Below are 13,038 nucleotides of genomic sequence, written 5' to 3'. Positions count from 1 at the left end.
GCCGGTCAGACGGACTCGGGGCCCGGCCCTGCCGGGGGCGCGGTGGGCCGGCGGCGGTCACGGCGTACGAGCCAGACCACCAGCGCCACCAGCGGCAGCGACGCGGCCATCCACGGCAGCAGCGCCCCGAGCACCGTCAGCGCCGTCCTGGTGAACGCCACCAGCGCCCGCCACCCGGCCTCCATCCCGGCGAAGAAGCCCCGGGGCTCGTCGGCCGGGTCCGTCACCTCCACCACCGGCCCCACCAGCCGCAACGTCAGCGTGGCCATGGAGGTCTGGGTGGCCAGCTGCTTCTGCTGGGCCTGCAGCGACTCCAGGTCCGCCTCGCGGGTGGAGATCTCCCGCTCCACGTCCAGCACCTGGCCGATCGTGTCCGCCCGCTTCAGCAGCGCGCGCAGCGACTCCAGCGACTGCTGCGCCGACTTCAGCCGGCTCTCGACGTCGGCCACCTTCAGCGTGACGTCCTTGGCGTTCTGGGTCAGCGAGAGCTGCTTGCCCAGCTCGCCCCCGAGCCGCCGCAGCACCTCGGGGTACTTCGCGACCGGGATCTTGAACTCCAGCATGGCGGACGCCTCGCTGTCGGCCGAGGAGTCGCTCTCCTCCTTCGACAGGTAGCCGCCGGCCTCCGTGACGAGCTGCTTGGCCTTCAGGACGGTGGGCGCCACCCGCTCCGCCCGTACCGTCATGCTGCTGGTGTAGATGACCTGCCGTTCCTGCTGCACCACCTCGACCCCGGCGGCGGCGTTGGCGCTCATCTCGGCCTTCTCCGGCCGGGCCTGGTCGCGTGAGCTCTCGCCCTGGGCCTCCTCGGCGGACTGGGCCTGGCTCCCGGCGGAGGGTGCGGAGGCCGGTGCCCCGCCGGAGTCGTAGGACGCGCCGCCGCCGCAGGCCGTCAGTAACGCGGTCGCGCAGATCGCCGTGAGCGCGATGCCGTACCGGAATCTCGTCATGCTCTTAAGACGGGCCGTGCGTCGCCCCGGTTTGACAGGGGGAATCACGGTACGGTCACGCGCCCCGCGCGGCTGACCGAGCCGTTGAGGCGGTAGCGTCAGGAGACGTGGAAGGGAATCGGGCGCACGTGGTCATCGTCGGCGCGGGGATCTCCGGCCTCGCCGCCGCGTGGTATCTCCGCCAGAGCGCGGGCGATCACATCAGGGTGACGGTCCTGGAGGGCTCGCCACGCATCGGCGGAAAGCTGCACGCCTCGGAGGTCGCCGGGGTGAGCGTCGACGCGGGCGCCGAGTCCATGCTGGCCAGGCGGCCCGAGGGCAAAGAGCTGGCCAGGGCCGTGGGCCTGGGTGACGAGCTGGTCTTCCCCGGCACGCTGAGCTCGGCCGTCTACAGCAGGGGCGAGCTGCGTCACCTGCCCAAGGGCCAGATCATGGGCGTGCCGTCCGACCTGACCGAGCTGGCCAAGTCCGGCATCGTCTCGCCCGGCGGGCTGCTGCGCGTGCCGCTCGACCAGATCCTGCCGCCGACCCTCGTGCGCACCGACGTGTCCGTGGCCGCCTACATCCGCGCCCGGATGGGCGCCGAGGTCGTGGACCGGCTGGTCGAGCCGCTGCTCGGCGGCGTCTACGCCGGCCGGGCCGACATGCTCTCGCTGGAGGCCACGATGCCGCGGGTGGCGGCGGTGGCCCGCTCGGAGCGCTCGCTGCTGAGCGCCGCCCGGCACCTGGCCGCCGAGACGCCCAAGGACGCGGGGCCGGTCTTCACCTCGCTGCGCGGCGGCATCGGCACCCTGCCTGAAGCCGTCGCCAAGGCGTCGGAGGCCGACGTGCGCACCGGCGTCACCGTCCGCGAGCTGCACCGCACCGAGACCGGCTGGCGGCTGGTCACCGGCCCCGTGCCGCGGCCCGAGGTGATCGAGGCCGACGCGGTGATCCTGGCCACGCCGGGGGCCGCCGCGAGCCGGCTGCTGAAGTCGGAGGTGCCGAAGGCCGCCGCCGAGCTGGCCCGCATCCAGTACGCGAGCATGGCCGTGATCACGCTGGCGTACCCGGTGGACGCCTTCCCCGAGCCGCCAGGCACCAGCGGTTACCTGGTGCCGCCGGTGGAGCGGCGGCCGGTCAAGGCGGTCACGTTCAGCTCGGTGAAGTGGCCCCATCTGACCAAGGACCTGGTGATCCTGCGCTGCTCGGTCGGCCGGATCGGCGAGGAGCACCTGCTCCAGCGCGACGACGCCGAGCTGGTGTCGCTGGCCATGGCCGAGATGGGCGACGTCATGGGCGTGCGCGGGCTGCCGGTCGACACCCGGGTGACGCGGTGGGGCGGCGGGCTGCCGCAGTACAACGTGGGTCACCTCGACCGGGTGGCGCGGGTGCGCGCCGCGGTGGCGGTCGAGCCGGGGCTGGCCGTGTGCGGCGCGGCCTACGACGGCATCGGCATCCCCGCGTGCGTCGGCACGGCGCGTACGGCCGCCGCCCGGATTCTGGACCACCTCAACGGGCGAGGAGAATAGGCAGCATGACAGAGGGCGCTCCGCGGCCGAAGGCCCGCGATCTCAACCAGGTGATCCGTTACACGATGTGGTCCGTCTTCCAGGTGAGCCAGCCGTGTCCAGGCGACCGCGACGAGCTGGCGGCGGAGGTGCAGGAGCTGCTCGACCAGGCGGCCGGCAAGGACGTCGTGACCAGGGGGGTCTACGACGTGGCCGGGCTGCGGGCCGACGCCGACTTCATGTTCTGGTGGCACGCGCCCACCCCCGAGGACCTTCAGGACGTGTACTCCAGGTTCCGCCGCACCCGGCTGGGCCGGCACACCACGCCCGTGTGGTCGGCGATGGCGCTGCACCGGCCGGCCGAGTTCAACAAGTCGCACATCCCGGCCTTCCTGGCCGAGGAGGAGCCGCGGGCGTACGTGAGCGTCTACCCGTTCGTGCGCTCGTACGAGTGGTATCTGCTGGAGGACTCCGAGCGCCGGGCCATGCTGGCCGAGCACGGGCGGATGGCGCGCGACTATCCGGATGTGCGGGCCAACACGGTGGCGTGCTTCTCGCTCAACGACTACGAGTGGATGCTCGCGTTCGAGGCTGATGAGCTGCATCGGATCGTGGATCTCATGCGTACGCTGCGGGGGGCGCAGGCCCGTCGTCACACCCGTGTAGAGATTCCGTTCTATACCGGGGCGCGTAAGCCGCTGCCCGAGCTGGTCGCCGCCCTGCCGTAACCCCGTAGTTCCGTCCGGCCATCGCATCGGTGCGGCGCGCGGCCGCCACGATCCGAGGGCGAAGAAAGGCCGCGGTGAAGGCGGTCAGCACGCCGAGCTGCGGCGGGATGCCGGCGATCGTGCCGTGCCCGGGCAGCAGCTCGGCGAATCCGTCCAGGGCCAGGCGTGCGGGGTGACGTGCGCCAGTGGTGGTGGTGTGGTGGTGGTGGCTGCGGCCGTTGGATCTGTGGTGGGCCGGTGTGAACGTTCCGGGGCGGGTGGGCGTCTAGGAAACGGGCCTATTGCGGGGAGGTCGGTCGGGGTGGAGGAGACCGGAGGGCGAGGCCGCCGCCGGCACGCGGCCGGACGCCATGTCGCGGGCCGCCGCCCCCGGCACGCCCGAGGGCGGACGGGGGGCGGCTGGGCGGCCTGGGGGAAGAGGCTGCCGGGCGTTGAGGACGGCGGGACGGCGTTCGAGACCGGTCGGGCGGACGCGGAAGACGGCGGAGTGGTTTTTGCGCGGCGCCGGTCGGGCGGCGAGGGTGGCGGCGAGCGGCTTGAGAGAGCCTGGGCAGGCGCGGAGGACGGCGGCTCGGTGTCCGCGCGGGGCCGGTCCGCCGGCGAGGGCGACCGCGTGGCCTCGGGGAGCGGCCGGGCGGGGCAGGGCCCGCTGGTGATCGGGGGTGGGCCGAGAGCGGTCAGGTCGCGGCGGCTGCCGCCGCAGAAGGGACGGTGGGCGGCGAGCCTGAGCGGCTTGGCGGCGCGGAGGAGGCGCGGGGCGGAGCGGACGGGTGGCCCGGCGGTGCGGAAGGGCCGGTGGGTGGCGGCGGTGCTGGTGCTGGCCGGTGGGGCGGTCGCGCTGGCCGGCGTGAACGGCGGGATCGGGTCGGACGCCCTGCTCGGCGTGCTCGGAGCACAAGCGGGCTCAGGAGCGGCGGACCGGCACAACGGCGAGCCGGGGACGGGGGAGGGGCGCGACGGCACTGGTACGCCCGGATCCGAGGCCCGGAGCGGCGGCACAGGCACGAGCGGCACAGGCACGAGCGGCACAGGCACGGCAGGCGGACCCGACGCGACCGGCGCCACGGGGGCGACCGGAGCGACCGGAGCGACGGGGCCGTCCGGCGGGACGGGCAGCACCACGGGCCCGGCCCCAGCAGGAGCCCCAGACGGCACAGGAGTAGCGAAGTCGGGCGTACGGGGAAACCCCGGAGCGGGCGCCGAGGCCCGGGAGGCGCAGCGCTCGGAGGCCCCGGGACAAGCCACCACCCCCGCCCGCATCGGCAACGCCGTACCAGGAACGCTCCCCGGCACCACCACCCCCGACGACGTCCTGGCGGACGGCCCCGCTCCGGAGGACGGCGCCGACTACCGGGCCGACGGCCCTTCCCGCCACACGGACCACCAGGCGGTGGCATATTTCCGTACGAACTGGGGCCCGAACGACAAGGTCATGAAACGCCTCAAGGACGTCCGCAGCGTCGGCGGATATCTGCGCATTTATACAGACCTGCCGGAAACGGCGGACAATTCCCTGACCGCAGTAGTCCTCTGCGAACGCGGCTTCGCCTACCTCCGCAGCCGCGGGGTCGAGGATCCGGTGGTGTTCGTCCAGGCCCGGTTCGGCGAGAACGGAAATCCGGTGCTCGCCAACATTCTCGGCCCCGGCGACCGGAGCTGCCGCGTCACCCATCCAGCCCCGGGCTGACCGGCGAGGCCCGGGTCAACGGACCCGGACCCGCGTCTTCGAGCACACCTCGCACCGTTGGGTGACGACGCGCCCGATCGTCTCGATGGTCACCCATCGGTGGCGCAGATGGACAAAGCGCACGCGGCACTCGTACCCCCGGGAGGCGATCGATACGCCGCGTCGCCGCTTGATCACCCCTTGGGTTCGAGCCGCAGCGAGATCGAGTTGATGCAGTAACGATCGTCCGTCGGCGTCGGATATCCCTCCCCGTGGAAGACGTGCCCCAGGTGGGAGTCGCACCGGGCGCACCGCACCTCGGTCCGCACCATGCCGAGGCTGCGGTCCTCGATCAGCCGCACCGCGTCCGAACCGGACGGCTCGAAGAAGCTCGGCCACCCGCAGTGCGACTCGAACTTCGTGTCGGACCGGAACAGCTCGGCCCCGCAGGCGCGGCACGAGTACACGCCCTCGGTCTTGGTGTCGACGTACTCCCCCGTGAACGGGCGCTCGGTGCCGGCCTGCCTGAGGACGTGGAACTCCTCGGGCGACAACTCGGCCCGCCACTCCGCCTCGCTCTTGACCACCTTGTCCATGTCTCCAGCGTACGAGATCGTGCAAAAAGAGATCTCCGCAGGGTGAAGCATCTGTTCTGGGGTGAATTTGCGTCTTTGTAGGCAAGGGGGTGTCATCGCCTCCTTGCCAAGGGGTGATCATCCGCAGATCCCGCAAGGCGGCACAGCCCACGCCCGTGCTGGCGCCGCTGGGGATCGCCACGGCCGGCCGGGTGGCGCGCCAGCGCCCGGAACGGCGGCGGATGGTCTCGCGGCCCGTCTCGTCGAGCCCTCGGTCCCGCCACCGAGGCGGCTCCGGGACGGGCCCACCCCGGTTGGAGTAGGTTCGGGAGCATGGCATCGCCGTACATAGAGCTCGAGGTGGGGGAGCGGACCGTCAAGGTCACCAATCCCGACAAGGTCTACTTTCCTGAGATCGGCGCCACGAAGCGGGAGCTGGTCGAGTACTACGTGAGCGTCGGCGAGGGCGCGCTGCGGGCACTCAAGGACCGGCCCACCAACATCAAGCGCCACCCCGACGGCGTGCAGACCGAGGCCATCTACCAGAAGCGCATGCCGCCCAAGCACCCCGAGTGGCTGGAGTCGGTCACCGTGACCTTCCCCAGCGGGCGTACGGCGCAGTCGCTGCGCGTCACCGAGGTGGCCGCGATCGCCTACTGCGCCAACCTCGGCACCATCGACTTCCATCCGTGGCAGGTCCGCGCGGCCGACGTCGAGCACCCCGACGAGCTGCGCATCGACCTGGATCCGCAGCCGGGGCTGGGCTTCGACGCCGCGCGCAGGGCCGCGTTCCTGGCCAGGGACGTGCTCGCGGAGCTGGGCATGGCAGGCTTCGTGAAGACCTCGGGCAACCGCGGCGCGCACATCGCCGTCCGCATCGAGCCGCGCTGGGACTTCATCCAGGTACGCCACGCGGGCATCGCCCTGGCCAGGGCCATCGAGGCGCGCGACCCGAGCCTGGTGACCACGGCCTGGTGGAAGGAGGAGCGGGGGGACCGGGTCTTCATCGACTACAACCAGAACGCCAGGGACCGCACCGTGGCCAGCGCCTACTCCGTGCGCGCCCAGCCGCACGCCCCCGTCTCGACGCCGCTGACGTGGGACGAGCTCGCCGACGCCGATCCGCGCGACTTCGACATCCGTACGGTGCCCGCCCGCTTCGCCAAGCTGGGCGACGTGCACGCGGCCATCGACGACCGGGCGTACTCCATCGAGCCCCTCCTCGGTCTGTACGCCGAGGACGAGCGGGGCGACCTGCCGTACCCGCCGAACTATCCGAAGATGCCCGGCGAGCCCAAGCGCGTGCAGCCGAGCAAGGCCAGGTCCGACACCTAGCGCGAGCCGTCGCGGCCCCTGCGGGCGGTGTCCTGGCTCGGCTCGGTCGCGGGCTCCGCGTCCGAGTCGCTGCTCGGATCGGGCTCCCGCTCCGGCTCGGGCTCCGACTCCGGCTCCCGCTCCGGCTGGGGCTCCGACTCGGGCGCCCGCTCCGATTCCGGCTTCGACTCCGGCAGCGGCGTCGGGACCGGCACGGGAGGCGAGACGAGCGCGGGCGGCGGGCCGGCGGGCACCGCGAACTCGGCCGCCGGGGTGCCCGGCATCGGGATCACGTGAGGCTGGCCGGCCGGGGACGCCGTGTCAGCGCAGCCGATCGCCGCCACGATGATCAGCGAGGCCGCGGCGGGCCTGAGCGCGTGCTTCATATGACCGCCTGCTTCCGACGATGCTCACGTTGAGAAACGACGCCGTCGCAGATCGTAGTGCATCATCGGCTCGGCCGGGCGGGAAACGGCGGGTGGCCGACGTCGGCGTCGAGCCGAGTCGGCGGTGGGTGAGACCAGTGGCCGGGGCGGGTCAGCGGCGCACCAGGTGATGCGGCGCCAGCTCGCGTGTCTCCCCCTTCTCCAGGTACACCACCCGATCGGCGAGCCCGGCCTGCTCGATGTGATGCCGGAAGTCGTCCAGCGGTGAGCTGAACACGCTGTAGTCGTCGTAGTGGACCGGCACCACCGTGTGCGGATTGATCAGATCCACCCAGGCCGCCCCCTGCTCGCCGTCCATGGTCACCATCAGCGTGCCGAACAGCTTGGTGCCCCCCAGGTGCACGATCGCCAGGTCGATCTCGGGGAAGCGGCGCGGGATCGAGTCCAGGCGGCGGTCGAGCAGCGTGTCGCCGCTGATGTGCATGCGCAGCTCCACCCGTTCGTCCTGGTTGCAGAACTCCAGCATCGTGCCGATCACCGGCGGCAGCAGCGCCTCCGCCACGCCCGGCGCGTGCTTGCCGGGCAGCGCGGTGATCCGTACGGTGCCGCCGGGGCCGCGCAGCTCGTGCTGCTGCCAGTTCGCCAGCCCCACGCTCCTGCGGAACCCCTGGCGGCGCAGCCTGCTCGCGGCCGCGGTGGTGGTGACGACCGGCGTCGCCTTGTCCAGGCCCCTGCGCGCCACGCGGTCCCAGTGGTCACCGTGCATGTGGGACAGCACCACCGCGTCCAGCGGCGGCAGGTCCTCGATCTCCACGGCCGGGTCGGTGAGGCGGCGCGACGTCAGCCCGTACCCCAGGTAGGCCCGCTGGCCCCGGTGCAGGAAGTTCGGATCCGTCAGCAGCGTGAAGCCGTTGTAACGGATCAGCGTGGTGGCATTCCCGATGAACTGCAGGCTTCCCTTCACGTGACCTCACTCCGGATGCTGTGGTCGCTGGGCCGGGGGCACGCCGCCGCCCTTGCCGCCTCCCTTGCGTCCCTTGTCCGTGCCGTGCGGACGGCCGGAGCGCCGCGCGCCGCCCTTCGCCTCCCGCGCGGCGTCGGCGGACTTGGAGTCGGTGCTGGCCTTGCCTGACCTGCGCAGCTCAGGCTGTTGCGGATTGCTCATGGCTTTTGTCCCCCTTTGCGGGGTATCCCCTGCCACACCTGGCGCGCGCCAAACCCTCCGTGTCTGGACGGTTTCACTTCGGTCACATTACTTGACTGGCGGTCTAATAGTTCGCAAGGCTCTCTTGTGCATCGGGGGGCGACAACCGAGTCTGGAGCCTTCTCATGGCAAGAGCGCGACGTCTCGCAGCGGCTGGAGCGGCGACCGCCTTCGTGGTGGCCGGCGTGAGCCTGGCGGTCGGCCTCGGCGGCCCCGCCTCGGCCGGCACCGATCCCCAGGTCGCCGGCGCGGATCCCGCCTGCCGGGTGCACCTGCCGCTGCTCTGCGACGACCCCACGGGCGCGGACGACTCCTGGTCCGGCGACGCCGAGCCCGATGACTCGTGGTCGAGCGCGCCCGGGCACGACGAGTCGTGGTCGAGCGCACCTGGGCACGACGACTCGTGGCCGAGCGCGCCTGGAGCCGAGGACTCCCCCAAACCACACGATTCCTGGTCGAACGCTCCCGAGCCCAACGAGTCGTGGTCGAGCGTGCCCGTACCCACTGATTCCTGGCCTTCCGGGAGCGCGCCGCCGTGGCGTCCGGCGGGGGAGGACGAGCACCGGGTGCCCAAGGGGCATCCGGAGACGGGCGGCGGCGCGCTGGCGGACGGCGAGCCGGTGTGGCCGTTCGCGGTGGGCGGGGTGGCGCTGCTGACCGGCGCCGGGCTGACCGGCTTCGCAGTGCGGCGCCGCAGGGATGCCGCCTGACCCGCCCGCGCCCCGGCGCGCGGCGGAGGACCGGCCCGTGCGGGGCGTGCCGGTAGACCGAGACGCGCGGCTCGCGGCGGGGGACCGGCCCGTGCGAGGAGCGGTGGCGAACCGGCTCCTGCTGGGTGTGGCGGTGGCCGTGTCGATGGCGGGTGTGCTGCTGATCGGCCTCGGGCTCAGCGGCGCGCTCGGAGGAGGCGGCGACACGGCCACCGCCCCTGCCGCACAGCAGTCCCGCCCCGCCACCGCACCGCTCAAGGACCTGCCGGGCGTGCCACCGTCCAAGGTGGCAGAGCCCATGCGCGCGGCCCGGCCCACCGCCGTCTACATCCCGTCCATCGGCGTGGCCGCCCCTCTCATGGAGCTGGGCCTGGACGCCGAGGGGGCCATCCAGAACCCGCCCTTCGACCCCCCGAACCTGGCCGGCTGGTACCGCTACGGCCCCGTCCCCGGCCAGCGCGGCGCCGCCGTCATCACCGGCCACCTGGACACGCGGACGGGCCCCGCCGTCTTCGCCCGGCTCAAGGACGTCAGACGCGGCGCCCAGATCCAGGTGCTGCGCGCCGACCGCTCGGTGGCCGTCTTCGTCGTCGACAAGGTCGAGCACACCCCGAAGCGCGGCTTCCCCGCCAAGAAGGTCTACGGCAAGCTCCGCTACCCGGGGCTGCGGCTGGTGACCTGCGGCGGCGCGTTCGACCAGCGGGCGCACAGCTACGAGGAGAACACGATCGTGTACGCCCACCTCGCGGCCCCGTACCATCCCCGGAGCTGATCAGGGATCGCGCGGCAGGCCGAGCGCGCGCTCGGCGATGATGTTGAGCTGCACCTCCGTCGTGCCGCCGCCGATCGTGAACGCGCGGGTGGCCAGGATCATGCGGCTCCAATACCGGTCGGAAGGCTCCAGCGACCAGCAGAACTCCGAGATCGCCTGCGCGTGCCGCATGCCGAGCAGCTTCCGTACGCTGGGCGCCGCGCCCGGATCGGCCCCGGCGAGCTGCGACAGCGTCACCCGCAGCCCGAGCGCCGAGACGCCCTGCCCCTCGGCCCACAGCCGGCCCGCCTGCTCCCACTGCGCCTGCCTGAGCGCGGGCAGCCGGCCGATGAACGTGGCCATGTCGGTGTGCCGCGAGCCCGGGCCCCAGGAGTCGCCGAGCGCGACCCGTTCGTGCGAGAGCGTGTCGCGGGCCACCCGCCAGCCCTCGTCCACCGCCCCGACCACCAGGTCGTCCGGCACGAACACGTCGTCCAGGAACACCTCGTTGAAGATCTCGTCGCCGTTGATCTCCTTGAGCGGCCTGACGGTGACGCCGGGGGACGACATGTCCACCAGGAAGTAGGAGATGCCGTCGTGCTTGGGCCTGTCCGGGGAGGTGCGGGCCAGGCAGATGCCCCAGTGGGCGTACTGGGCCAGCGACGTCCAGATCTTCTGGCCGGTCAGCGACCAGCCGCCCTCCACCCGCACGGCCTTCGTCGCCAGCCCGGCCAGGTCCGAGCCGGCGCCGGGCTCGCTGAAGAGCTGGCACCACACGATCTCGCCGGTGAACGTTCCGGGCAGGAAACGCTCCTGCTGCTCGCGGGTGCCGTACCGGACGATGGACGGGACGGCCCAGGCGGCGATGCCCAGGTTCGGGCGGCGGAGGTCGCGGAACTCCTGATGGATGATCACCTGCTCCAGCGGCGTGGCGCCCCGGCCCCAGGGCCGGGGGAGATGCGGCATCATCCAGCCCTCCCGCGCCAGCCTGGCCCGCCTGGCCGGTTGCTCCTGCGCCCGCAGCGACGCGGCCTCCGCCCTGATGGCGTCCCTGATGGAGGTGGCCTCCTCCGGCAGGTCCGGCTCCATCCGCCTGCGCACCCCCGCCACCGCCAGCCGCGCCACCCCCTCCGCCCAGGGGCCGGGGTCGCCGGCCAGCATGCGGCCGGACAGGGCTCTGCGGTAGTAGCGGTGCGCGTCATGCTCGAAGGTGTAGCCGATGCCGCCCAGCACCTGGATCGCGTCCGCCGCGCACCGGACGGCGGCATCGGGCGCCAGCACCGCCGCCACCCCCACCGCCAGCCGCACCTCGTCGGCCAGCGGCGCCTTGTCGGCCAGGCGCACTTTGTCTGCCAGCGGCGCCTCGCCGGGCTCGCTGTGGACGTCGCCTGGCAGAGCGGTGCCCTCGTCCAGGGCTCTGGCGGCGTCCCAGACGGCGGCGCGGGCCTGCTCCAGGGCCACCAGGGCGCCCGCCACCCGGTGCTTGACCCCTTGGAACTGCCCGATCGGCCGCCCGAACTGCTCGCGTACCTTGGCATGATCGGCCGCCGTCGCCACGGCCCACGCCGCCACCCCGCACGCGTCGGCGCCGAGCAGCACGGCGGCGAGCTCCCGTACCGGAGCGGGGCCGAGCATCCGGTCGGCGGGCACGGCGCGGGCGGTGACCGAGCAGAGCGGCCGGTCCGGATCGACCCCCTCCAGCGGCTCGGCGGTGACGTCGGCTCGATCGAGCACCGCCCACCCGCCGTCATCATCCGGTACGACGAACAGGTCGGCCTGCGCGGACCCGAGCGCACACCCGGGCAGCAACCCGACGGCGGCGGTCAGCGACCCATCGGCGAGCCCCCGCAGCAACCCGACCCGGAAGTCCTCGGCCGGCCCGGAGCCCGCCCTCCCGCACCACTCGAGCACCGCCGAGGCCAGCACGGTCGGCAGATAGGCTCCGCAGAGCCGCCGCTCGCCCAGCGCCTCCAGCGCCACGCACAGCTCCAGCAGCCCGTATCCCTGGCCGCCACCCGTCTCAGGCAGATGCAGCCCCAGCAACCCCTGCCCCGCCAGCACCGCATGATCGGCGCCCCGACCGGCCACTCCATGTACGGAGGCCGCCAGCGCCACGTGCTCCTCGGTGAGACCGATCCCCATGAACCGACCCTAGAACTTAGTTCGGTCAATGGCCACCGAAAATGGTTGGCGATCGGCGGACATGCCCCGTTACGCTCGTGCACGTCCGTTCGGTGGAGCATCCGGGTGCCCGTTCGCGCCCGTCAAGGAGGGGGATTTATGCCTGGCACCGCGCCCTGCGCGCCTCGCCGTGTCCTAGGCGGATCCTGCCCCTAACGACCAGCCGCCGTTCAACAAGCATGCCCGCGAGGCACGCCAGGGCTCCCTTGCTGTCCTGAGAATGACCATTCCGGCAAGGAGTACCCAGGTTGTCTGCCAACGGCAAACCTCGTTCCATCGCGAGCACCGAGACCTTCCAGTGCGTCCGCTGCGGCCTGACCGTCACCGCGAACGCCCCGGACGGTGCCCGTCGCAACCACTGTCCGAGCTGCCTGCACTCGCTGCACCTGCTCGACGAGTGCAGGTCACGGATGATCCCCATCTCGATCGCCGTCCTGCGCACCGGCGAGTGGATGCTCATCCACCGGTGCACCCGGTGCGGTGAGCTGACGTCGAACCCCATCTGCGGGGACGACAATCAGCTCATCCTCATGCGCATGGCCGTCAGGCCGCTGGCGCAGCCGCCGTTCCCGCTCGAGGCGTTCGGTGATCTGTGACATGCCCAGGAGGAACCCCGGCCGGGAACGGCCGCAACGGCGCAAACCGATACACCACGGCCAGCCCGCCGACGCGTTCCGCTGCGTCGGATGCCGCATGGACGTGCCCATGATCGCGCCGGGCACCGCGCACCGCAACCACTGCCCGCACTGCCTGACCAGCCTGCACGTCGATCACCGCATCCCGGGGGATCGGCGGGCGGGCTGCCGGGGCCGGATGGCGGCGCTGAGCGTCACCGTCCGGCGTGACGGGGAGTGGCTGATCATCCACTGCTGCCAGTCGTGCGGCGGGCTCAGCGCCAACCGCATCGCGGGCGACGACAACGCGCTGGCGCTGCTCCGCATCGCCATCCGCCCGCTGTCGGACTCCCGCCTCCCGGTCAGCGCCCTGCTGGCCCTGTGACACCGCCCGCCGGGGCCGCCGTACGCGGTCCCGGCGGGCCGTTCGTTCCGCGCTGTCCTTCGCGCTCCCGGAGAGGGCTAGGCT

At 72.6% G+C, this 13,038-nt stretch carries 14 protein-coding genes; 8 read left to right on the top strand and 6 right to left on the bottom strand.

The annotated features are described in order from the left end of the window. Positions 1-5 precede the first annotated feature (5 nt). Positions 6-950, bottom strand: coding sequence for a DUF4349 domain-containing protein (locus tag LCN96_RS41150; protein ID WP_225267822.1), 945 nt, complete (start codon positions 948-950; stop codon positions 6-8). Positions 951-1,057: 107 nt separating this feature from the next. Between LCN96_RS41150 and hemG the strand changes: the two genes are divergently transcribed. From hemG to LCN96_RS41135, 3 genes are all read left to right on the top strand, one after another. Further along, on the top strand, positions 1,058-2,461 hold the full coding sequence (gene hemG, locus LCN96_RS41145) for a protoporphyrinogen oxidase (protein ID WP_225267821.1): 1,404 nt from the start codon (positions 1,058-1,060) through the stop codon (positions 2,459-2,461). 5 nt (positions 2,462-2,466) lie between these two features. Continuing rightward, a complete protein-coding gene (gene hemQ, locus LCN96_RS41140; protein WP_225267820.1) occupies positions 2,467-3,168 on the top strand; it encodes a hydrogen peroxide-dependent heme synthase in 702 nt (233 codons plus the stop codon). A 574-nt stretch (positions 3,169-3,742) separates the two neighbouring features. Continuing rightward, on the top strand, positions 3,743-4,855 hold the full coding sequence (locus LCN96_RS41135; RefSeq protein WP_225276286.1) for a hypothetical protein: 1,113 nt from the start codon (positions 3,743-3,745) through the stop codon (positions 4,853-4,855). 173 nt (positions 4,856-5,028) lie between these two features. Here the strand turns inward: LCN96_RS41135 and msrB are convergent, their stop codons facing one another. Beyond that, on the bottom strand, positions 5,029-5,430 hold the full coding sequence (gene msrB, locus LCN96_RS41130; protein ID WP_225267819.1) for a peptide-methionine (R)-S-oxide reductase MsrB: 402 nt from the start codon (positions 5,428-5,430) through the stop codon (positions 5,029-5,031). Between the two features lie 312 nt (positions 5,431-5,742). Here msrB and ligD point away from each other — a divergent pair, with 312 nt between their 5' ends. Continuing rightward, positions 5,743-6,744 (top strand): non-homologous end-joining DNA ligase, encoded by a 1,002-nt coding sequence (ligD, locus tag LCN96_RS41125; RefSeq protein WP_225267818.1) that lies wholly within the window; start codon positions 5,743-5,745, stop codon positions 6,742-6,744. Here the strand turns inward: ligD and LCN96_RS41120 are convergent. The 3 genes from LCN96_RS41120 to LCN96_RS41110 form a co-directional block, all read right to left on the bottom strand. Further along, the gene (locus tag LCN96_RS41120; RefSeq protein ID WP_225276285.1) at positions 6,741-7,109 is read right to left on the bottom strand and encodes a hypothetical protein; all 369 of its coding nucleotides are present in this window, start codon (positions 7,107-7,109) and stop codon (positions 6,741-6,743) included. The two genes, ligD and LCN96_RS41120, sit on opposite strands and share 4 nt — an antisense overlap. Before the next feature lie 151 nt (positions 7,110-7,260). Beyond that, on the bottom strand, positions 7,261-8,073 hold the full coding sequence (locus LCN96_RS41115) for an MBL fold metallo-hydrolase (protein ID WP_225267817.1): 813 nt from the start codon (positions 8,071-8,073) through the stop codon (positions 7,261-7,263). A gap of 6 nt (positions 8,074-8,079) precedes the next feature. Next, the gene (locus LCN96_RS41110) at positions 8,080-8,274 is read right to left on the bottom strand and encodes a hypothetical protein (protein ID WP_225267816.1); all 195 of its coding nucleotides are present in this window, start codon (positions 8,272-8,274) and stop codon (positions 8,080-8,082) included. Between the two features lie 164 nt (positions 8,275-8,438). Between LCN96_RS41110 and LCN96_RS41105 the strand changes: the two genes are divergently transcribed. Continuing rightward, positions 8,439-9,023: a hypothetical protein gene (locus LCN96_RS41105; RefSeq protein ID WP_225267815.1), complete on the top strand. Its 585-nt coding sequence runs from the start codon at positions 8,439-8,441 to the stop codon at positions 9,021-9,023. A 103-nt stretch (positions 9,024-9,126) separates the two neighbouring features. Then, positions 9,127-9,795 (top strand): class F sortase, encoded by a 669-nt coding sequence (locus tag LCN96_RS41100; protein ID WP_225267814.1) that lies wholly within the window; start codon positions 9,127-9,129, stop codon positions 9,793-9,795. Here LCN96_RS41100 and LCN96_RS41095 read toward each other — a convergent pair whose 3' ends face one another. Continuing rightward, a complete protein-coding gene (locus LCN96_RS41095) occupies positions 9,796-11,916 on the bottom strand; it encodes an acyl-CoA dehydrogenase (RefSeq protein ID WP_225267813.1) in 2,121 nt (706 codons plus the stop codon). A gap of 287 nt (positions 11,917-12,203) precedes the next feature. Between LCN96_RS41095 and LCN96_RS41090 the strand changes: the two genes are divergently transcribed. After that, a complete protein-coding gene (locus tag LCN96_RS41090; protein ID WP_225267812.1) occupies positions 12,204-12,551 on the top strand; it encodes an RNHCP domain-containing protein in 348 nt (115 codons plus the stop codon). A 1-nt stretch (position 12,552) separates the two neighbouring features. Beyond that, positions 12,553-12,954: an RNHCP domain-containing protein gene (locus LCN96_RS41085; RefSeq protein ID WP_225267811.1), complete on the top strand. Its 402-nt coding sequence runs from the start codon at positions 12,553-12,555 to the stop codon at positions 12,952-12,954. The last annotated feature ends 84 nt before the right edge of the window (positions 12,955-13,038 follow it).

The organism is Nonomuraea gerenzanensis (assembly GCF_020215645.1).
Taxonomy (GTDB): Bacteria; Actinomycetota; Actinomycetes; order Streptosporangiales; family Streptosporangiaceae; genus Nonomuraea; species Nonomuraea gerenzanensis.
Note: the sequence above shows the minus strand (reverse complement) of the source record. Positions and strands in the feature narration are given on the sequence as shown.

Coding starts and splice junctions, on each gene's coding strand:
- LCN96_RS41150 (WP_225267822.1), bottom strand. CDS start 950: ATGACGAGATTCCGGTACGGCATCGCGCTCACGGCGATCTGCGCGACC.
- hemQ (WP_225267820.1), top strand. CDS start 2,467: ATGACAGAGGGCGCTCCGCGGCCGAAGGCCCGCGATCTCAACCAGGTG.
- msrB (WP_225267819.1), bottom strand. CDS start 5,430: ATGGACAAGGTGGTCAAGAGCGAGGCGGAGTGGCGGGCCGAGTTGTCG.
- ligD (WP_225267818.1), top strand. CDS start 5,743: ATGGCATCGCCGTACATAGAGCTCGAGGTGGGGGAGCGGACCGTCAAG.
- LCN96_RS41120 (WP_225276285.1), bottom strand. CDS start 7,109: ATGAAGCACGCGCTCAGGCCCGCCGCGGCCTCGCTGATCATCGTGGCG.
- LCN96_RS41110 (WP_225267816.1), bottom strand. CDS start 8,274: ATGAGCAATCCGCAACAGCCTGAGCTGCGCAGGTCAGGCAAGGCCAGC.
- LCN96_RS41105 (WP_225267815.1), top strand. CDS start 8,439: ATGGCAAGAGCGCGACGTCTCGCAGCGGCTGGAGCGGCGACCGCCTTC.
- LCN96_RS41095 (WP_225267813.1), bottom strand. CDS start 11,916: ATGGGGATCGGTCTCACCGAGGAGCACGTGGCGCTGGCGGCCTCCGTA.
- LCN96_RS41085 (WP_225267811.1), top strand. CDS start 12,553: ATGCCCAGGAGGAACCCCGGCCGGGAACGGCCGCAACGGCGCAAACCG.